The 20563-nt window shown below is 36.3% G+C and carries 16 protein-coding genes and 1 pseudogene; 13 read left to right on the top strand and 4 right to left on the bottom strand.

The features are described from left to right. The coding region (locus tag DMC01_RS13665; protein WP_185908858.1) for a hypothetical protein at window positions 1–509 on the top strand (509 nt) is incomplete at its 5' end. A gap of 596 nt (window positions 510–1105) precedes the next feature. On the opposite strand, the gene DMC01_RS09830 is transcribed toward DMC01_RS13665, so the two are convergent. Beyond that, entirely contained in the window at window positions 1106–1315 is a 210-nt protein-coding gene (locus tag DMC01_RS09830) for a hypothetical protein (RefSeq protein WP_142694053.1), read from the bottom strand. A 541-nt stretch (window positions 1316–1856) separates the two neighbouring features. Here DMC01_RS09830 and DMC01_RS16010 point away from each other — a divergent pair. Beyond that, window positions 1857–1979: a hypothetical protein gene (locus DMC01_RS16010; protein ID WP_282432298.1), complete on the top strand. Its 123-nt coding sequence runs from the start codon at window positions 1857–1859 to the stop codon at window positions 1977–1979. 404 nt (window positions 1980–2383) lie between these two features. On the opposite strand, the gene DMC01_RS09825 is transcribed toward DMC01_RS16010, so the two are convergent. Then, the gene (locus DMC01_RS09825) at window positions 2384–5131 is read right to left on the bottom strand and encodes a porin family protein (protein WP_142694052.1); all 2748 of its coding nucleotides are present in this window, start codon (window positions 5129–5131) and stop codon (window positions 2384–2386) included. 461 nt (window positions 5132–5592) lie between these two features. Between DMC01_RS09825 and DMC01_RS09820 the strand changes: the two are divergent. Continuing rightward, window positions 5593–6246, top strand: a pseudogene (locus DMC01_RS09820) (IS1595 family transposase). A 3-nt stretch (window positions 6247–6249) separates the two neighbouring features. Here DMC01_RS09820 and DMC01_RS09815 read toward each other — a convergent pair. Continuing rightward, the gene (locus DMC01_RS09815) at window positions 6250–9159 is read right to left on the bottom strand and encodes a TonB-dependent receptor plug domain-containing protein (RefSeq protein WP_185908857.1); all 2910 of its coding nucleotides are present in this window, start codon (window positions 9157–9159) and stop codon (window positions 6250–6252) included. 451 nt (window positions 9160–9610) lie between these two features. Here DMC01_RS09815 and DMC01_RS09810 point away from each other — a divergent pair, with 451 nt between their 5' ends. From DMC01_RS09810 to holA, 10 genes are all read left to right on the top strand, one after another. Beyond that, complete coding sequence (locus tag DMC01_RS09810; protein WP_142694050.1) at window positions 9611–10474, top strand: DnaJ C-terminal domain-containing protein; 864 nt, start codon at window positions 9611–9613, stop codon at window positions 10472–10474. A 149-nt stretch (window positions 10475–10623) separates the two neighbouring features. Next, a complete protein-coding gene (locus DMC01_RS09805) occupies window positions 10624–12282 on the top strand; it encodes an Eco57I restriction-modification methylase domain-containing protein (RefSeq protein ID WP_142694049.1) in 1659 nt (552 codons plus the stop codon). A 32-nt stretch (window positions 12283–12314) separates the two neighbouring features. Continuing rightward, window positions 12315–12479, top strand: coding sequence for a hypothetical protein (locus DMC01_RS13660; protein ID WP_185908856.1), 165 nt, complete (start codon window positions 12315–12317; stop codon window positions 12477–12479). 179 nt (window positions 12480–12658) lie between these two features. Further along, window positions 12659–12904, top strand: coding sequence for a hypothetical protein (locus DMC01_RS09800; protein ID WP_142694048.1), 246 nt, complete (start codon window positions 12659–12661; stop codon window positions 12902–12904). A 279-nt stretch (window positions 12905–13183) separates the two neighbouring features. Continuing rightward, window positions 13184–13561 carry a heat shock protein transcriptional repressor HspR gene (locus DMC01_RS09795; protein WP_142694047.1) on the top strand — a complete coding sequence of 126 codons (378 nt, stop codon included), beginning with the start codon at window positions 13184–13186 and terminating at the stop codon, window positions 13559–13561. A 9-nt stretch (window positions 13562–13570) separates the two neighbouring features. Beyond that, entirely contained in the window at window positions 13571–15013 is a 1443-nt protein-coding gene (locus DMC01_RS09790) for a potassium/proton antiporter (protein ID WP_142694046.1), read from the top strand. Beyond that, window positions 15010–15354 carry a hypothetical protein gene (locus DMC01_RS09785; protein ID WP_142694045.1) on the top strand — a complete coding sequence of 115 codons (345 nt, stop codon included), beginning with the start codon at window positions 15010–15012 and terminating at the stop codon, window positions 15352–15354. Before DMC01_RS09790 ends, DMC01_RS09785 begins: the two co-directional genes overlap by 4 nt. Continuing rightward, on the top strand, window positions 15335–15964 hold the full coding sequence (locus DMC01_RS09780) for an HAD family hydrolase (RefSeq protein WP_142694044.1): 630 nt from the start codon (window positions 15335–15337) through the stop codon (window positions 15962–15964). Before DMC01_RS09785 ends, DMC01_RS09780 begins: the two co-directional genes overlap by 20 nt. 938 nt (window positions 15965–16902) lie before the next feature. Beyond that, the gene (locus DMC01_RS09775) at window positions 16903–17376 is read left to right on the top strand and encodes a tRNA (cytidine(34)-2'-O)-methyltransferase (protein ID WP_142694043.1); all 474 of its coding nucleotides are present in this window, start codon (window positions 16903–16905) and stop codon (window positions 17374–17376) included. Between the two features lie 220 nt (window positions 17377–17596). Further along, complete coding sequence (gene holA / locus DMC01_RS09770) at window positions 17597–18562, top strand: DNA polymerase III subunit delta (protein WP_142694042.1); 966 nt, start codon at window positions 17597–17599, stop codon at window positions 18560–18562. 625 nt (window positions 18563–19187) lie between these two features. On the opposite strand, the gene DMC01_RS09765 is transcribed toward holA, so the two are convergent. Continuing rightward, window positions 19188–20563 (bottom strand): DUF2972 domain-containing protein (locus DMC01_RS09765; protein ID WP_142694041.1); only part of this gene is annotated, 1376 nt, incomplete at its 5' end.

Genomic DNA, 20563 nt, shown 5'->3' with positions numbered 1-20563 from the left:
TGCAAATGATAGCTCATAAAGATCTGAAAGCTCAATCTAAAATAAATTCAAGCATAAATTCACAGACTTTAAACGAAACTAAGGATGAATCTACACAAGTTTTGGCACAAACTAACACAAATTCTGCCATCGCAATAAACTGCGACAAAAAAGAATATGCTTACGAAGAAAACTCTCAAAAGTGTATCATCATAGGCTCTAAGAGCATAGAGGAAGCAATAAAGGTGCATTTACAAAGCAAAGTAAGCGATGATTATGAGGTTTTGCGTAGAATAAACAAAATAATCTCCACCATTAAGCTACCAAGCGATAATGTCAAGGTAGAACATCAAATACAACTGTGCTTGGATGAGGAAATTATAGACTGTGAATTAAGCTCTATGTCGGTTGTCATAACGCGCAAAAGCAAGGATGAAATAGTCATAGAATACGCTCCTAGTGCATTTTACCAAAAAACTTATAAACAAAACAAAAACGAAGTAGAGGTAATAAATGAGAGTTATATTTAAATGCTTGAAAAAATGAAAAGGTTTCTTAGTAAAATCATCCCTACTCGCATTTTGTTGGCATTTTGCATATTAAATTCAATTTTTTCAAATTCAAATTTAAAGAGCATTTAAATTTTGTTAAAAGTTTTCAAGGATAAAATTTCACATTTGCAAAAGATATCTATGATATGTATTAGCACACATACACAGATAAAGCTCAAGGTAAATCAATGCTATAAAAATCTTGATAAAAAATTCAAAAAGATTAAAGATGATGAAAAAATGGCGACAAAAATTTGGCTTAACTGAAGGATTTTGCTTTATCAATTTAAGTAAAACTTGATCTAGATTTTAATCTTATTTAATGATAAATTTTTTAGAGCTTTCGTGCAAGATGGTTATTTGGTAAGTGTCATAATAAAATCCACTGATTTTGACACTGTATATAAATTCAAGACTCAAGATGCTTTAATTAAGATTTTGGCTTATTGATTTTAGACTCAATTTAATTTAAGCGAATTTTGCTTTATCAATTTTAATAAATTTTGATGAGATTTGTGTCATAAATTTTTCGTCTAAATTTTGTTTCTTTCAAGTGAAGGACAAAATTTTCTTTTTTAGTCCTTAAATTTAGCAAGTTTAAATTTCGCAAAGTCGCTTCTACTACGCAGTTGCAAGAGCACGAAGCAAAAAAAAATCACAATTTCGTTTATGTGCTTATGTCCCTTTGCAAATTCGAATTTGGCGTGTTTTACCCTATAATGTGCCTTTGCACACAAATCCACCAAGGCACAGTAGGCTTTGAAGCTCTCCTGAAATTGTGGCATTTAGGGCATCTGCAAAGTCCCTTATAATAGGCAATAGTTCTTGGTCTGAGCAATGTTTGACGACCTGCGTATAAACTCGTGCGATTGTGTTTTAGCATTCCAAATACAGGCGTTTGCGATCAGTTCCACGTCTACGCTTTCCACGCATCCCACCGAAATAACTTTCATCAACTTCAATCTCACCACTCATTTTCTAAAGAAACTTAGTTTTGCTAATTTTCTCGCATTCTTTGGCGATTAAAATGAGAATTTCTTTGAAAATTTTGCACAAACTTTGATGATGAATTTGACAAAGTTCAGTGATTTTTTTAGCCTCTAAATCAATTCCCCAAAAGTTACAAGACGCGTAGCACGAAGTAAAAAATAATGCAAAATTTCCCTAAATTACATTTGGCGAAATTCGGAAACGAATCTTTGTTTTTTATAGGCATAATCATAACTTCATAAGCTTTCAATTTGACTTAAGTTTAATTTAGGTTTTGGTTTTTTGTAAAAAAGTGTTTAAAAGCCCCTCACTTTTGCTTCAACTTAAGCCTTGCAAGTGGATAATCAAAAGCCCCCTGTCTTGCGGAGGGGGTTTTTGCTTAGCTACGCTCGCAACCCGCTGTGTGGGGTGGGTATATTGCCAAAGACAGTGCCTGAATTTAAAGGACAATGCCTCTAAATTCGTCATTGCTAGCCGACAAAGTCGGCGTAGCAATCTACAAAAAATTCAAGCCAAAAGCCTAAATTTTCAGCAAAAAGCTGAATTTAAAGGTAAAATTCAGCAAAATGCTTGAATTTTAGACAAATTCAAAGGCAAAAACAAAGCTACAAATTCGCGGGGCGCGGTTGCCCACGAGCGGTGTCCCAAAATCAAAGATTTTGACCGCTCGGGTCAAAGCGTTTCGCTTCATTTTTCACTTTGTTTTTGCGGTTAGCGTTTCTTGTCGCCACTTTCAAGGCTACCTGTTTGAATACCCACCCCCTAAATCCCCCTCCGCAAGTGAGGGGGCTTTCAAGGGTTGCCCTCTCGCAAAAGTTAGGGCTTTCAAATGACATTTTGCTATAAATTCACACCCCTAAAATTCAGTATTTATACCCCACCTGTAGCCAAAACTGCCTTCCTACCTCATACACAGAGTAGGTGTAAGCTGAGCCTGCTATGCCATCACCCACATTTCCGCTTGAATTACTTATGGCGGTTTGATTTGCCTTGTTTAAGACATTGATTATATCTACATTTGTGTAAAAGGTGTTGCCTTTGTGAACATCTATTTCAAAGCCCACACGCATATCCCAAGTAAAGGCACCTGCGAATTTTTTCTTTGCATACACCCCAGCTATGTCAGCATTTGGAAACAGAGCCGCATAATCTCTAGCAATGTTGTTTGCATTTGTAGTAACAGTTACCATCCTCTCATAAGGTGAGCGGTAGCGAAAGAAGTTATTAAAAAGCCATTTTGTTCGCCAAAATTTAGCCGTATGCGTGGTAGAAAGCCTTAAAGTATAAGGGCGTGCGTAGTTGTCAACGGGTCTATCTCGGTATTTGATGAGCTTGCCATCATAAACTATGTCAGCATCGCTAAAATCAAGCGTGTCGTAGCTTGTAGTGCTGTAACTTCGCTTCACATCGGTGTAGTCAAAGGCTAGTAAGTAGTGGTGTTGAATTCCAAGGGTCTTTATAGGCTCGTAGTTTTCAACTGTAAGGCTCACTATATGCCTTTTTGAGCTACCCTCATTTCTCCACACGGAGTAGTTATATTGCGAGCCATCTGGAGCTGGCAAAGTGCCTAAATCCAAGGAAGTATTACGCACGCGGTTTAGCTCGTCCTTGCCCTCTCGGTAAATGTATTTTAAATTCGCATTGAAGATGCCAAAATTTTGACTAAGCCCAGCCATTAGCTCGTCATCATAGGGGATATTTAGCTTTTTATCCAAAAGCACGCCGTAGCTAAAATTAAAGCTAGTTACCTTGTCTTCAACCCAGTCATCATCGGGTCCGTTTCTTGTGTATTGCTTAACGCTATCAGCAGGCGGAAAGTCCAAAAGCCTATAAGAAAAAAGATTTCTTGCGTAGTAGCGGTTTGCTCCAAAGGTGAGCTTTGTTTGGTAGCTTTGAGGGGCCGGGGTTATGTAATTTACAGCAAAGCGTGGTGCAAGGGTCTTTTTACTCATATAATCATCCCCATCAAGCCTCAGCCCAAGCCTAGTGTTTAGCTCTCCAAATTTACCCAAATCAAAATGTATATCATCCTCCACAAAGGCTCCGTAAGAAAATTCAGACATTGATAAACTTGTCTTGCTAAAAAATGAGCCTATCCTATCAAACCACTGCCCTATAGCTTGGTCATAGTCTTGTTGAGTCCAAACATTTGGCTTGTCATAGGGCTTTCCATAAGCGCAAGGATAGCCTCCAAATCTATCAGGTCCTGTGGGGCAGCTTTGTCCGGGAAGAAGCGGACGAGGCAAGCCCTGTCCTTCAAGTGTAGTGATCGTGGCATTGCCATTTGAGGCAACTCTGCCCCAGTAAGAATACTGAGGATAGTCCCTCGGTCTAACCTTTTTTGCCCATTGATAATTTAGCTCAAAGCCTATGTGAAAGGTATGTGTGCCTAGCCACGCCTTGACAGGCTCAAAGGCAAAGTCGCTTTTAAAGGGCAAACTTTGTGCCTTTTGGTCTAAATCGCCGTCATTTCCTTGCCTAATATACCTTGAGCCATATCTTGTGGAGTAGTTTCCAAGCCCATAGTCGTTTTCAGGGCTCATATACCAGCGGTAATACACGGGAATGTCTGTTTGCCTTGAATTTTCTAGGTAAGAGTAGCCCAAAGAGTTCGTCCAAGTGCCTAATTTGTGCATAGAAATGGCTTTTACACCGCCTTGATAGCCACCCACTGAGTAGGTGTAAAATGAGTCAAAGTCGCCGGGTTCAAAATAGGTGTTGTATTGTGGCAAATAGCCTAAATTCAGCTCCAAAAGGAAGTTTTCATTTGGCTGATAATGTCCTTTTATATAGTAGTTGTAGCTTTGGCGTTTTTGAGTCCATTTTTGCCCATTTTGCCCTGTCTTATCGCTAGCAAAAAGCGGTATGAAGCTTTGCGTGGTGTTAAAACTTGCCACAATGCCGAAGGTATCGGTAATGTAGCCCTCTAAACTCGCACGAACTATGTGTTTTATGAATTTTGGCTGATAGTTTTCATCCGTGCTGTTAAGCAAGGCGTCTTTGGCTCTTTCGTCTGTGTGATACTGAGTGAGTGAAAAGCCGTTGGCATTTCCTTGAGTCATTTGATAGCTAATGTCCGTGTGCCATTTGCCATCTTTCCTTGCTCTGCGGACATTTGCCTCGACAACGCCTCCCGTAAAGCCTCCGTAGGCTGCACCTATGTTAGAGTCCTGCACCACTATGCTTTCAAGTAGGCTGGTGTCAATGTTTAGCCCCTGAGAAGTGCCTCCAAAGCCTGTGTTGATATTATGCCCTCTGGCGACATTTGATGTCAAATCATTATTCATATTAAAGCCATCGATTTGGAAGTTGTTTTGATAATGAAGTCCCCCGCTAATGCTGACATTTGCTGGGTCTATTTCGCCGGGGGTGGTGGAGCGGCTTTGGGTGTTGTCATACTGCACATTTGGCAAGACCTTGAGGGCTGAGCCTATGTCGCCATTACCTGAGGGCGTGCTTTCAAGCTGGGATTTTCCAAGGCTTGCACCTGAGCTGTATTTTGTGGTTTCATTGAGATTAGCCTCGATGGTAGTAGCTTCAAGCTCGTAATCTTTTATCTCATCAGCTAAAGCCAAACTTGCAATCACACTAAGAAGGATAAATTTTTTCATAACAGTCCTTTTTTAAAAATCGTGCTTATAATAACATAAACTTTCAAAATTTTGTATAAATTTTTAAGTTAAATTATCGTTTTTTTTTTTTTTTGTTTTTAAGATATATGGTGTAAAATACTATAAAATAAGGCTTTTTTAAATTTTGATAATACAAAATTATCTTAATATTTTTACACAGTTTATAAAAATGCCTATCTTTTTGATAAGGCTAAATTTTGCTAAAATTAAATGAAAAAGAAAACTTGATTGACTTAGACTAAAGTTTATGTTATAATGGCGTGAATTTTATGGCTTGAAAAGAAAAATTTAATATTATGGAATTTGGATATTTTAGGCTTGAATTGAATTTTTGCCTCAAGACACTTTAATTTGATGCAATATTATTTTAAAGTATGGAAAGTAAAATGAAAAACAAGTATATGATTCGCTCCCGAATTTCGCAGATATAATTTAGGGAAATTTTGAAGTATTTCTGCCTTGATTTAGAGGCGAAAAAAATAGCCGAAATTTGCAAAATTTCTCGTCCTTGTGTGAATAGAATTTTGCAAGAAATTCGCATTTTAATAGCCAAAGAGTGCGAAAAAATCAGCAAAACGAAGTTTCTTTAGAAAATGAGTGGTGAGATAGAAGTCGATGAGAGTTATTTCGGTGCAAGGCGTGTGCGTGGAAAAAGGGGGCGTGGAGCTGGAAAAAAGACACCTGTGTTCGGTATGCTAAAACGAAATGGTTGCGTTTATACGCAGGTCGTCAAACACTGCTCTGCCAAAGAGCTACTAGCTATCATAATGGACTTTGCGGAGCTTAACGAGTGCGAGATTTACAGCGACAGCTGGAAGGCTTATGATGGCTTGGTTGATTTTGGAGCAAAAGCTCATTACCGAGTAAAACACTCTAAAAACGAGTTTGCAAATGGACGAAATCATATCAACGGAATAGAGAACTTTTGGGGCTTTGCAAAGTTTAGATTAGCTAAATTTAGGGGCATAAAAAAAGAAAATTTTGTGTTTCACTTAAAAGAAACAGAATTTAGATATAATACGAAAAATTTAGGACAAAATCTTTATCAAAATTTATTAAAGTTGATAAGAGAAAATCCTATTAAAGTATCTTGAGCCTTAATATTTATATCCCACTTGCAACCAAAACTGCCTTCCAAGCTCATAGCCTAAGCTAGGGCTATAACTGTATCCTGTATAGCTTTGAGTGTTGATAGTTGTATTTTTAGCATCTAAAACATTGAAAATGTCGATGTTAAGATAAAGGCTATGTTTGCCAAAAAATTTTCTTTCAATACCTACTCTCATATCCCACGAAAATGCGGCTGGAATTTTATATTTACCGTATTGAGTATAGGCTTTGTATTCTTCTTTATACTGAGACGCTGCTACTCCTGTGGCTCGTGGCGTGCTTCTGGCAAGTGATATTAAGGCTATGGCATTATAAGATGAACGAAATCTAAAAAAGTTATTTAAGGTGAGAGTGTTTTGCCCAAATTCAAAGAGGTGCATACTTGTAAGTCTTAAGGTATAAGGGCGGGCAAAATTACTTGCTGGTCTTTGTGAGCTGTGAATAAGCTCTCCATTATAAACTATACGCTCATCTTCTGATTTATCCCTTGAAATTTCAGTATAATCCACATAATTTCTCTTCACATCAGTATAATCAAAGGCAAATAAAAGAAAATTTTCAGCCCCTAAAAATTTAAAAGGCTCAGTGTTTTGCGCACTAAAAGTGATGATATTGCTCCAAGCCTTGCCCTCATTCGTGTAAGTGTAATAAGTATCTGCATATCTTTCATCTTTTAAAAGATTTCTGTAATCGCTTCTTATCTGACGAATGTCGTCTTTGTTTTCTCTATAAATGTATTTTGTCTCAAATTTTATCCCCATAAAATCTTGCTGCAAACCAGCCATAAATTCATCAACATAAGGCACTTTAAGCTTGTCAAATTTAGTTGAATTTTTAGAAACTTCATAGCAGTCAGTTTTGTCAAGCTTTTGTCCTTGCGCATCATAATACTCATAATAACTTCTTGTCGCTTGTTTGCCTGTTAATGGGTCTGTGTAGCTTTCTCTTTTTAGTGTTCTGCTTACATAGGGTTCGCATTCTTTATTTATATCATCGAAAGATTTATCAGGCGAACTTCTATAAAGGGTTTTTTTCAAGCTGTCCATACCGTCGCTTAAGGCTAAGCCTGTTATGTTTCGCCCATAATAACGGTTTAACCCAAAGGTGAGTTGAGTATGAAGCCCCCCCCCCCTATTGCTCCAAGGTGGGACATAACTTAGAGAAAAACGAGGCGCGCTAGTGAGTTTTGACATATAAGTGTCATAATCAAACCTCAATCCACCGCGAAGATTAACAGTGCCAAATCTTTTAAAATTTATCATAATGTCATCTTGTAGAAAATAAGCTAAGGCTTTATTGCTCACAGAAATTTTCTTTTTATCATCAAAACGAGTGATAGAATCTATCCACTGCCCATACTTCCAAATAAGATATTTTCTCCCATCAGGCATAGTTCCTATGTCAAATGCAGTAGGATCTTTGGTATAAGCAAAGCTTTCAAAGCCCCTTACATCATAAGCCTTTGCTGTATCGCACCAGCTCATATCCGTAGTTTGACAAAGGGCTTGTTGAGCTTGGGTCATAAAGGTTTGCGTTTTTACAGCAGAATCATAAGGCTTTGAAAATTTAAAATCAGAATATTGATAAGAAAGCTCTAAGCCTGTTGTTATGGTATGTAAGCTTAAACCAAGCTCAAAAGGTGTGAATTCTTGTGAAATGGTATTTGTGAGTGTTCTTTGTGTGCTTTGACTTGGTGCGTATCCTCCACTTCTAACCCAATTAGCCCAATTGCTCCATCTTTTAGAATCTGAAATTTGCCAATACTTCGTGGCATTAAAATTTGTCTCAGCCGAGTTTTCAAGCTGAGAATAACTCAGAGTATTTGTCAAAAAACCAAGCTTGTTATACCAAGAAATTTTAGAAGAAAATTGATGACCGCCTGAGGTGAAACTATAATAATCATCTTGCGTGCCTACCATAAAACGGTAATCATACTGTGGAGCATAAGTATAGCCAAATTCGAGCTTTAAATTCTCGCTCATATCATAATAGCCCTTTATGAAATAATTATAAATTTCTCTTTTTTGATTTTGTTTTGCACTAGCTGAGTCATCAGGATCTACAGGAGATGACTGGTAAGCTCCTGAATTTCCTTTATAAGTATCATCACTCCTGCGAAGTGGGATAATGCTTATAGTGCTTGTGATAGAACCGATTAATGAAAATTTATCATTTACCTTGCTTTCTAAACTCATTCTTGCAATATGTTTGATGAAATTTGGTTGGTTGCTATCATCATAAGAATCGATAAATTTTTCCTTATCTTGATTTTCATAAAGATGATAATTTGTAAGCGATAAAGAGCCATTTAAAAAGTTTTTAAAGTCTAAACCACCATTTGCCTTGCCTTGAGTGATTTGATAGCTTATATCTGCTCCAAAATTCTTTTCGGGTCTTCTTGTTTGTGCTTCTACAACGCCGCCCGTAAAGCCTCCGTAAGCTGCACCTATGTTTGAATCTTGCACTTTTATGCTCTCTAAAAGACTTGTATCAATGGCTATGCCTTGAGAACGGCCAGGGGCATTGCCTACCCAAGAGCCTGTTCCTGCTGGGTCTAAATCGTTGTTCATATTTACCCCATCAAGCATAAAATTGTTTTGATAATGAAGTCCCCCTGAAATGCTTACTTTTGCAGGGTCAATCTCACCGGGTGTAGAGGATTTGAGCTGGGAATTATCAAATTGAACATTTGGTAACATTTTTAGAGCACTTCCTATATCCCCATTTCCGCTTGGAGCAGATTTTAAAAGCTTTTCATTGATGATAGCACCTGAATTATACTTTTTGCTATCATCAAGTTCAACCTCTATGCGTGTTTCTTCTAGTTTATAATCTTTAATTTCTTCTTCTGCAAATGCAAAAGCAACGATGAAAGCTAAAGCAACTTCTTTTTTCACTGAAAACCTTTTTGGAAAAATTATTTGGAAAAAATAATAACATAAACTTTCAAAATTTTGTATAAATTTTTAAGTTAAATTATCGTTTTTTTTTTTTTTGTTTTTAAGATATAGGGTATAAAATACTATAAAATAAGGCTTTTTTAAATTTTGATAATACAAAATTATCTTAATATTTTTACACAGTTTATAAAAATGCCTATCTTTTTGTTAGGGCTGAATTTTCCTAAAATTAAATGAAAAAACTTATAAAACTTGATTGACTTAGACTAAAGTTTATGTTATAATTGTGTGAATTTTATGGCTTGAAAAAACAATTTTAATATAGAAAATTTGGATATTTTAGGCTTGAATTGAATTTGTAAAAGCTTGGCTGAATTTTTTAAATTCAAAACTTTGATTTTTTAAATTCAAGCCTTGAATTTGGCAAAAGATAATTTTAAGGATAAAGATGAGTAATAGTTTATATGACACTTTGGGAATTTCAAAAAATGCAAGTAGCGATGAGATAAAAAAAGCTTACAGAAGGCTTGCTCGCAAATACCACCCAGACATAAACAAAGAAAAAAATGCAGAGGAAAAATTCAAAGAGATTAACGCAGCCTATGAGATTTTAAGCGATGGGCAAAAACGAGCGCAGTATGATAGGTATGGAGACTCAATGTTTGGGGGGCAAAGCTTTAGCGATTTTACAAGAAGTGCTGGAAATGCGAATATGAACGACATTTTAAATGAGCTTTTTCGCAATTTTAGTGGCTTTGGAGGAGGCTTTGGGGGTGGTTTTAGCTCAAATTCAGGTTTTAAAAGCTCTCAAAATCAAAACCTAGATTTAAACGCAGAGCTTTTAATCCCCTTTGACATAGCGGTTTTAGGAGGCGAGCAAAGCATTAAATTCAATGGAGAAAGCATAAAGATTAAAATCCCCCACGGCATAAACAGCGGAGAAAAGCTGAGAATTCGGGGCAAGGGCAAGGGCTTTGGCTCACAAAGAGGGGATTTAATCGTGCAAGTAAAGCTTGGAGCTAGCACAGAGTATGAAAGACAGGGCGATGACTTGTATAAAAAATGCGATATTTCTTTAAAAACTGCTCTTTTTGGTGCTAGCATAAGGGTGCAAACGCCTCGCAAGGAAGTGAGCGTTAAAATCCCTGCAAATTCAAAAAACGCACAAAAAATCCGCTTAAAAGGTTATGGGGTGCAAAACCGCAAAAGCGATATTTATGGGGATTTATACTTAACGCTCAATGTGGTGTTGCCAAGTGTTGATGAGCTGGATGAGGGCTTAAAAAAAGTTTTGCAGGAAAAATTGCCGTGAAATTTTTGAGTGCTTTTTTAAATTTTAGCTTGAATTTGTCGCATTTTTCTTTGTGCTTTTTAAAGAAAGGGACAAAAAATTGTCAAAATTCAAAAATTGAATTCTAGCTTTGCTTTGTTAATAAAATTGCAAAAACATAAGGGTTTAAAATGAGTTTAAAATTACAAGATAATAGCAAAAACGCGTCTTTTGTGAGCTTATTTGACACAAAGAATTCAACTCTTTTAACACAAAAAAATTTAAATAAAAATGCCAAATTTTTAAACAAAAAAAATGATGATTTTTTAAATTTAAATGACGAAAATTTAGCTACGCAAAATCCTAAAAAATTCACAAAATCCAAAAATTTAGGACAGGTTTTTACTCCCACTTTTATAGTCGATTTAATGCTGAATTTAAGTGAATTTAAAAGCCTTTGTGGGCTAAAAATTTTAGAAGCAGGCTGTGGAGAGGGGGCGTTTTTAGTGCAAATTCTACGCCGCTATATAAAAGAATTTTTAGAAAAATCAAATGATTTAAACCGCTTACAATTTGAGCTTGAAAAAAATCTAATAGGCATTGATATTGACGATTTAGCTTTGCAAATTTGCTTTGAGAATTTAGACAAAATCGCTTCTGAGTTTGGCTTAAAAAATGTAAAATGGAAGTTGATTAAGGGCGATTTTTTGACACTTTACGCTGAATTTAAAGGGCAAGTTGATTTAATCATAGGAAATCCCCCTTACATTAGGGTGCATAATCTAAATGAGAATGCTAGAAAATTCACGCGTGGGGGGATGAGCGATTTATTTTTAATCTTTTTTGAGCTTGGCTTTGAGTGTTTGAAAAATGGAGGTGAGCTAATTTTCATAAGCCCTAGTTCTTGGCTAAATAGCAAGGCAGGAGCGAGTTTTAGGGCAAAAATTCAAGCCACGCAAAATCTAAGACAAATCATTGATTTTTCACACGAAAAAATCTTTGAAAAAATCATCACTTATAGCCTTGTATCTGCTTTTAAAAAGGGGTTTAGACACGACTTTGTAAAAGCGAGCGAATTTAAAAATAAAAGGCTAGAAAACGAGCGAAATATAAGCTACAAAGAGCTTTTTTTGCCAAACAAAGAGATTTTTTTGGGGCAAGCGAAATTCAAAGAGCTTTTGAATTTAAAGCCTTTGGCTGTAAAAAACGGCTTTGCCACGCTTTGCGATGAGTTTTTTGTAGGTGATTTTAGTGGGCTAACTTACCCAAAAATTCCTATTTTAAAGGCTTCAAATGGCAAATGGCTTGAGTGCATTTACCCTTATGATAAAAACGGCGACTTTCTAAGCCCAAGTGGGGCTGTTTTAAAGCGTTATAAAGAGTATGAAAAACGGCTTAAAAGTAGGGATTTAAGGGGGCAAGGCTGGTTAGAATTTGGACGAAGACAAGCGATTAAGGATACTTACAAACGCAAAATCGCCTTTAATACGCTCATAAAAGGGCTTAAAGATTTACGAATTTGCGAGGTTAAAGCTGGAGAGGGCGTATTTAGCGGACTTTATATAGTGAGCGATTTGCCTTTAACTTGTTTTGAAAAAGCCCTGCGAAACGATGAGTTTTTAGACTTTGTAAGGGCTTTGAGAAAATATAAAAACGGAGGATATTACAGCTTTTCAAGCTCTGATTTGGGAAAATTTTTGGCTTATAAAATGGACAAGCTTGATTTTACGCCAAAATTCAAGTACGAGCTTGAATTTGTGGATTGCCAAGGTTTAACTTCGTCAAAGCTCGCAATGATGGGTAGGGAGCAAAAATTCACACCTTTGCAAAAAAGTGTGAATTTTTTATGAATTTGTTGAATTTTATGTAAAAATTCACGGAAATGTCAAAGGCAAAATTTACGCCTTGCGTGAATTTACCCACCCCCCCAAACCCCCTCCGCAAGGGAGGGGACTTTAAAGGTGAGCCTTCTGTAAGGGAGTGGGAGGGCTTTTTATGTCGCCCTCCGCACGGCAGAGTGCTTAAAGGCTTGCATCTCACAAGATAGAGAGTTTAAAAGTTTGTGTCTTGCAAGATAGGGGCTTTTTCACACAAAGCGTGAATTTTACGCACGAAAGTGCGTTTTGAGAAAGTAGATAAGGAAAATGCATAAAATGAGTTTTTTAGAAACATTTGAAAGGAAAAGGCACTAGGTGCGTTTTGCTATGAATTTGACAAGGCAAATGGATGAGCTGCGTTTGTGGATATTTAGTATATGTTGAATATGATAAATTCAAGCGAGAGCTTGAATTTGTGGATTGCTACGATTTTGTTACACAAAATCTCGCAATGACGGGTAAAGGCAAAAATTCACGGAAGTGTCAAAATAAAAGTAAAAATTCGCATCAAAAGCATTTGAATTCACCCACTCCCAAACCCCCTCCGCAGGTCAGGGGGCTTTTTAGGGCTGAATTTTTAAACAAAAGTGGATAAGGCAAACGCATAAAACTTTGAAAGGCAAACGCACAAGGTGTGTTTTTTAAACACATTTGAAAGGCAAACGGACGGAAGTCCGTTTTTTGCTATGAAAAAAATGTAGAATTGCAAGATTTTAAACTAGATAGGATAAGGCATTGTATCTTGAGCTGAATTTGTGGGTTGCGCAGGAAAAATCGCACGAGACTAGGTAATGAAACCTGTCGAAGTGCGATTTTTACAAGCTCCCGCAAAGGCAGCCAAGAGACAATGCCGTTACAAGAAAGGAAAAACACAATGGAACACAACTACGATGAACCCGTTTATTTAATCTCCGTTGTCGCAAAGGTGCTGAGTATCCATCCTCAAACCCTGCGGCAGTATGAAAGAGAAGGACTTGTCGAGCCTTCTCGCACGGATGGCAAGATGAGGCTTTACTCGCAAAAGGACATTGATCGCATTAAGCTTATTTTGCGTTTAACTCGTGATATGGGCGTGAATTTAGCCGGAGTTGATGTGATCTTAAAGCTAAAAAGCAAGATCCAAGAATTTGAAAGTCTGATTGATGAGCTTCGCTTAGAGCTTCATAAATTTCAAGGAGGCAAGCAAAATGCCGTTATTAAACACACAAACAGCTTTGATCTGATCTTTTATGAAGAGAAAAAAAGAAACTAGGAGTAGGGCGTGGAAGCATATATCTTGATCTCAGCCTCTTTGTTTATAGCCTGCGTGATCTTTTCTAAATTTGGCGATAGATACGGCATACCCGTGCTTTTAATCTTTATCTTTGTGGGCATGTTAGCAGGAAGTGAGGGAATTTTTAAGATAGATTTTGATAATGTTACCATAGCCCAGGACATAGGCATGCTTTGTCTTATACTCATACTCTTTGCAGGTGGCTTTGATACGAGCTTTAAGGCAGTTCGCCCCGTGCTTAAAGAGGGCATAATCCTTGCTACCCTAGGGGTCATATTAACAGCAGCCTTCATAGCCTTGCTTTGCTATTATTTGCTTGGCTTTTCCTTAAATGATGCCTTGCTTTTGGGGGTTATCATCAGCTCAACAGACGCAGCAGCTGTTTTTGCCATAATGAGAAGCAAGGGCTTGAAGCTTAAAAATAACATAGCCCCGCTTTTGGAGCTTGAAAGTGGCTCAAACGACCCTATGGCCATATTTTTGACCATTACTGTCATAGAAATGATCTCACTGGCTCAAATGCCCACAGTTTCAGACTTTGCCCTTACTATGCTTACTCAGTTTGTGCTAGGCTTTTTATGTGCTTATGTCTTTGGTATGCTAATGCCCTTTATCATCAATAAGATCAAGCTTGACTCCACAGGGCTTTATCCTGTTTTTACCCTGGCCTGGGTCTTTTTATCCTTTGCATTGAGTCAAAAGCTTGGAGCAAATGGGTATTTGTGCGTTTATTTGCTTGGCATAGTGGCAAATTCTAGGGAGTTTGTGCATAAAAGGGGGCTTATTAGCTTTCATGATAGTGCTGCTTGGCTTGCTCAGGTTGTGATCTTTTTAACCCTTGGGCTTTTGGTTTTGCCCTCTCAGCTTACAGGTGTTGCCTTGCTTGGACTTGGGGTGGCAGTTCTTACTATGTTTATAGCCCGCCCTGCGGCTGTGTTTTTAAGCCTTTTATTTTTTAGGAAATTCAATAACAAAGAAAAGCTCTTTATATCCTGGGTTGGACTTCGTGGGACAGTTCCTATCATACTTGCTACTTATCCCTTAGCAGCTGAGCTTGAGGGAGCTGGTTTTATCTTTAATATAGTATTTTTCATAGTGATCTTATCTGTTCTCATACAAGGAATTAGCCTTAATCCTCTTGCAAAGTTTTTAGACATAAATGACAAAGAAGAAAAGCCACTAAGTACAAACTTGCCCATCTCTCATAGCACCTTTAAGCAGTATATAATCAAGCAAGATTCAAATGTCATCGGCAAGAGCATAGTTGAGCTTGAATTAAGTGGGGATTTTATCATCTTGCTTATTAAAAGACAGGGTGAATATATAAAGGCAAATAGTGCCATCATATTTGAGCCAAGCGATCTTTTGCTAATACTTTGCGATAATGATGAGGTCTTTGAGGAAAATATCAAAAATTTCGAGGCAGAATGAAAAAAGAAAAAGCAAATAGAACCCGCTATCTTAGAGCCTTGGAGAAATTTTACAATATAGCCCTTTTGTCTCTTAAAAAAGAAGATTTTAACAAGGATATTTTTGAAAAAACCGTGCTTAAAAACTACGCACTTTTTGATAAAAACTCTGCTGTTACATTAAATTCAGCTTATACAAGGGGGCTTGAGGATTTTGTAAATGACTGTTTGAGCCTAACTTTTAGCAAGGAGGACTTAGTATCTAAGGCAAATGCCCTTGAAAAGCTAAAAAAAGAAAAAAGCTACAAAAAAGAAAAACATAAAGCAAAATTAAGGAGGCTTGATGATAACTGTGATCTTTGATATGGATGGGACCTTAATTAATAGCTCAAATGCCATTTGTGCTGCTGTTAATGAGATAAGAGAGGAATTAGGCTTAAAAGCCTTAGAAAATAAGCTAATTATGCAAACTATTAATACTCCTGGCAAGGACTTCGCAAAGATACTTTATAATATAGATGATTTTAAAAATAGCACCTTTAAGGATGGCTTTGAGCGTTACTTTGTAAAGCATTATAGGCAAAGCGTTATTTTATATGAGGGGGTTGTGGAGGTCTTAGAGTTTTTAAGGGCTAAGAGCTGTTTTTTAGCCATTGCTACAAATGCCCCGCATAGCTCTTTAAATGAGATCTTAGGTAAGCATAAGATCCTTTTTTATTTTGATAAATTAGTAGGGGTGGCAGATAATATAGAGCCAAAGCCTGATCCTGCTATGATAAAGCTTATAAGAGCTGAGGCTAAATTTGAAAAAACCATCTTTGTAGGAGATAGCGACAAGGATAGATTTGCCGCACAAAATGCGAAGATTCCTTACATACACGCAAGATGGGGCGAGGATGAGTGTGGGGAGGATGAATTTAAAAATGCAAAAGAGCTTAGAGCCTTGCTTGAAAGATTTATGAATGAGGGCTGAGTTATTTCTTGCTTGAATTTGAATTAGTTTAGTTCTTAATTTGCAAAAAGCTAACTTTGAAAGTTGTCGCCTTCATAAAGGGCAAAAAGCTTGAATTTAGCTTTGAGTTAGCAAACTGTGGCTTTTAAGGCTTGAAAATAACCGTTTAAATTCAAGCCTTTTAAATTTAAACTTTAAAATAACGGTGTAAAATCAATCTTAAAGATAACGGTGCGAAATAAAGCCTTAAAATAACGGTGTAAATTCAAGCGTTAAAATAACGGTGTTAATTAAAGCTTGAATTTAAAGCCGTTTTTAGCTTTTTTAAAGTGGAGAAATTCATAGTGTTTTGTTATTAAAAGTGTAAATTCAAGCTTAAATTTAAAACTAGCCTTATCGCTTTTAGCTTTTTTAAAGAGGATAAATTCACAGCACTTTGTTGTTAAAAAAAAGTATCTTAAATTTGAGTTAGCCTTGAATTTAGCCTTAAAAAACTTTGGCTTTGCAAAGGCTTTGCTTGTCAAAAAAGCTGTGTTTTATCGCAAAAACTTTGCTTGTCAAAGAAAGATTTAGATTATAAACTTTGCCCTCTAAATAAACTTAGCGTTACGGACTAGGTTTAGTTTTTTAAAAAAACTATGCTTGGTACAAAATGTCGTTTTTTTAAAATATGTCTTAGCTACCTAGCAGAGATTAAGACAGATAAAGATTTATATTTTTTGCAAGGCTATTTTTAAAAATATCAATGCGTCATTTTAGCTTGTAGCAGTAGGCAAAGAAGCCATAAATTTAAGGCATTTTGTCATAAAATTTTTGCATTATTAGCACAGGCTTAAAATGACAAAGATGGCATTTTGTCTAAGATTAATACTTTAAAAAAAGCCTTTTTAAATAAAGAAGCTAAATTTTCAAAAAAGCTTTAAATTCACATTAGACTCAAAGAACTTAAAGGTGCATAAATGTTTAACATAGTTCTAGTTCATCCTCGCATAGCACAAAATACAGGAAGCATAGGCAGGATGTGCTTTAATGCTGGTTTTGCTTTGCATATTATTAAGCCTACTGTGTTTGATCTTGATCAAAAGGCTGTAAGAAGGGCTGGGCTTGATTATTGGGCTAAGTTAGAACCTATCATTTGGCAAAGCTTAGATGAGTTTTTGGCTAAAAATTTAGAGCATAAAGAGAGATTTTTCTTTGCTAGTACGAAGGGGCAGAGGGCTTATTTTGAGCTTGAGTTTAAGGGTGGGGATTTTTTGTTTTTTGGAAGCGAAAGCTTTGGTTTGCCTGAGATCTTAATGAGTATGAATGAAGAGCATTTAATGAGGATACCTATGAAAGACTGTGGCAGAAGCTTAAATTTAGCCACAAGCGTTGGCATCATAGCTTATGAGGCTTTAAGGCAAAATTTTTCTTCTTTTAAATCAAAGGACTAAGTATGCTTTAATAGGCTTAAATTTGGCTAAATCATAAGGGTGTTTGTTTAAATTTGGCTAAATCATAAGAGCTTTCAAAGAGGCTTTAAATTAAGCTAAATTTTAAAGATAGATAAAGTTAATTCACAAAGAAGATCTTTAAGCCAGACTTACCCACAAAAATAAATTTCAAGCAAAATTATGCTAAAATCAAGGTTTAAAATTAAACAAACGAGAAAAGATGTATAGAAGAGACTTAGAGCGCTTACTTTCGGGGAAGTATTTTCCAAATTTCTTTGCCCTGTATGGAAGCGAGAGCTTTCAAACCGAGCTTTTTGCAAATGCCATAAGGCTTAGATTTAAGGCTGAGGAGGAGCTTAGGCTTTATTTTGAAGAGTATGATTTTTCAAGGGCTAGTAATTTTTTGGGCTCAGCTTCTTTGTTTGCTAGCTCTAAGCTTTTAGAAATAAAATGCACCAAAAAGCCCTCACAAAAGGAGCTTGAAGCCTTAATTAAGCTGTGTAAAAAGGATGATTCTAATTTCTTCTTGCTTGAGTTTTATGAGGAGCCTTCAAGACAAAGTGAGCTAGAAAAGATCTTTGAAAACAACTTCGCTCGTTTTTTTGCCCCAAGCAATGCCAAAGAAGGAGTGCAGCTCTTAGAACTTCGTGCAAAAGAGCTGAAAATAAATGCCACTCAAAATGCCCTTTATGCCCTTTATGCTAATTTTGATGAGAATTTATACCTTGCAGCAGCTGAGCTAAATAAATTCAAAGAATTAAACATAGATGAAAATACCATTGAAAAATACAGCTTTAGCCTAAGCGTGGTGGGCTTTGATGCCTTTTTTGACAAGCTTTTAAATGTGGGTAATATACAAGATGATCTAGAAAAACTTTTGGATAATTTTAATGAAATAGCCCTTATAAACTCGCTTCATTCAAGCTTTTATAGGCTTTTTAAGATAGCCTTGTATGCGAAATCTTATGGGAAGGCTGATCTAAAAGCCCTGCTTGGCTATATGCCTCCTCCTCAAATAGCAAACAAGATGATAAATGCTTCATTAAAGCTTAAAATTACACAGTTTCATCAAATTTTTAAGCTCTTATTGGAAAGCGAATACGAGCTAAAAACAAATTCAAAGCTTGTTAAAAAGGAGTTTTTAATAGCTTCCTTGCTTGTGCTAGCTAAGATTTTAAGGGGCTAGTTAGATTTTCACTGGGCTAAATTTTGATAAGTTTGTCTTTTAAGTAAATTTAAATTCAAACCATTCATCATTTCAACAAACTTGAATTCAAGCAAATCATATTTTAAAAGAGTTTAAATTCACACAACTCATCCTATAAATAAGCCTACACTCAGCCACAAAAAGCCAAGAGGGGTTAAAAGCAAGTAGCTTTTACAAAGCTTGAATTCAAACAACTCATCATTTAAAAAATTAACTTAGCCACAAAAGCCAAATTCAAGCATATTTTGTCATAACAAAATAAAGCTTTGCAAAGCTTAAATTCAAGCAAGTCGTATTTTAAAAGAATTTAAATTCACACAGCTTATCTTTTAAAAAAGTTTAAATTCAAGCAAAGCTTTGCAAAGCTCAAATTCAAACCCATAATTTAAAAGCCTAAATTCAAGCAAACCATCAAACAAGCCAAACTTCAAAGCACTCCAAATTTAAATTCAAGCTCATAATTTCAAAGCCAAAATTCAAACAGTTTCATTAAACATACCCAAATTAAAAGCCAAAATTCAAAGTCTTCAATTCTGCTTTATGAATTTTAGCCTTTTAAATGTCAAACTCATTTTGCTAGCACGGACAAACTTAAGGCAAGCTCTTAAACCCTATCAAGCTCCTTGCACATTTGCTCAAATTTATGATAATACTTCCAAGTAGCGACAATCTCAGGCACTAGCTCCTTGATGATTACAAATTCTTTGTCAAATTTTTGCTTATAATAATCCCTTACCCTCTTAGAAGTTCTTATATAAGCTAGCATCTGCTCCTCATTAAAACGCTTTGCCTTATCTCTTGCAATGGCTTTTTGAAGGGCTAGGACATAGCCCTTTAGGTATTTTTTACTAGCCTCAAGCAAGGGCTTATTATCTTTAAGCCTTTGTATGTCTTTTTCGTTTGCAAAGAAAAAGCCAAGGGCATTCACGCTCAAGGGCTCGTTAAAAAAGATCTCATTTGCCTTTATGTAGCCCATAGGTGCTTGAGGGGCATTGCCTATGAAAACCTTTATGGCATCGCTTTTTTGCAAGCTGCTTTCATCTCTTTGCTCCTGCTTTCCCTCCTCATACATTATCTTAATGTCATCATTATGTAGATAAAGCCACCTAGCCATAGCATAAAAGTCCCCACCTGCAATGCGAGATTCAAACCTCTCTTTATCCTCTATCTTTGGAGGCTTAAAGCCAAGCCTTAAGGCTAAGTTTGTGATGGTATCAAAGGCTCTTTCTTCGTTAATTTCCTCCATAGTTAAAAAGATAAGCTCAGATCTTTTGTTTAAAAGCTCTATACGAGAGCTTAAAGAAAGATCATGATTTGAATTTATACCACCTCTTTCTATATTTTCTATATTTTCTATATTAGGCTCATCCTCTTTCCACTTGCCCTTGGCAAAATAATAAAGCCTTAAAACATCCTCATAATCAAAGCTTAGATTAAAGCTATGAATGAAGTTAGCTGAGGGATGAGCTATGAAAGACTTATAGGTTGAAATGGGATCCTTTAGCATACATACAAGGGGAACCTTCGCGTCTATTAAATGCAAAAATTTATGCAAATTTGTTAGTTTTAGATTATAGCCTTCTAAATACACCACCTTCACCCTCTCATCCTTTCTTACAAGTGCGTCAAAGGCTAGGGTATAATCATCCTTGGCATCTTGGGCTAAGCGCTTAAAAAGCACGGCTAGATTACAAAAGCCATAAAAATATCTCATAGCAGAACAAGCCATACCAAAATTTGCCAAGTGTACAAATTTATACCGTCTTGGCAAGGGCAAGTTTAGCTCCCAAGCAAGATCAGAAGATATCTTTTCATAGCTTACATAGCAAGTTACCGCATTTTTGTATCTCGTTTCCTCATTTTTAGAGCCTTCTTTGCCCTTTGAATTTCCCACATTCTCAGCCCTGCTAGTATCGCCCTTGCCCTTTGAATTTGCCAAGCCCTCAGTCTCAAAAGAGTCCTCTCCATTCAACAAAGCAG

The organism is Campylobacter troglodytis, from assembly GCF_006864425.1.
Classification (GTDB): Bacteria; Campylobacterota; Campylobacteria; order Campylobacterales; family Campylobacteraceae; genus Campylobacter_D; species Campylobacter_D troglodytis.
Note: the sequence above shows the minus strand (reverse complement) of the source record. Positions and strands in the feature narration are given on the sequence as shown.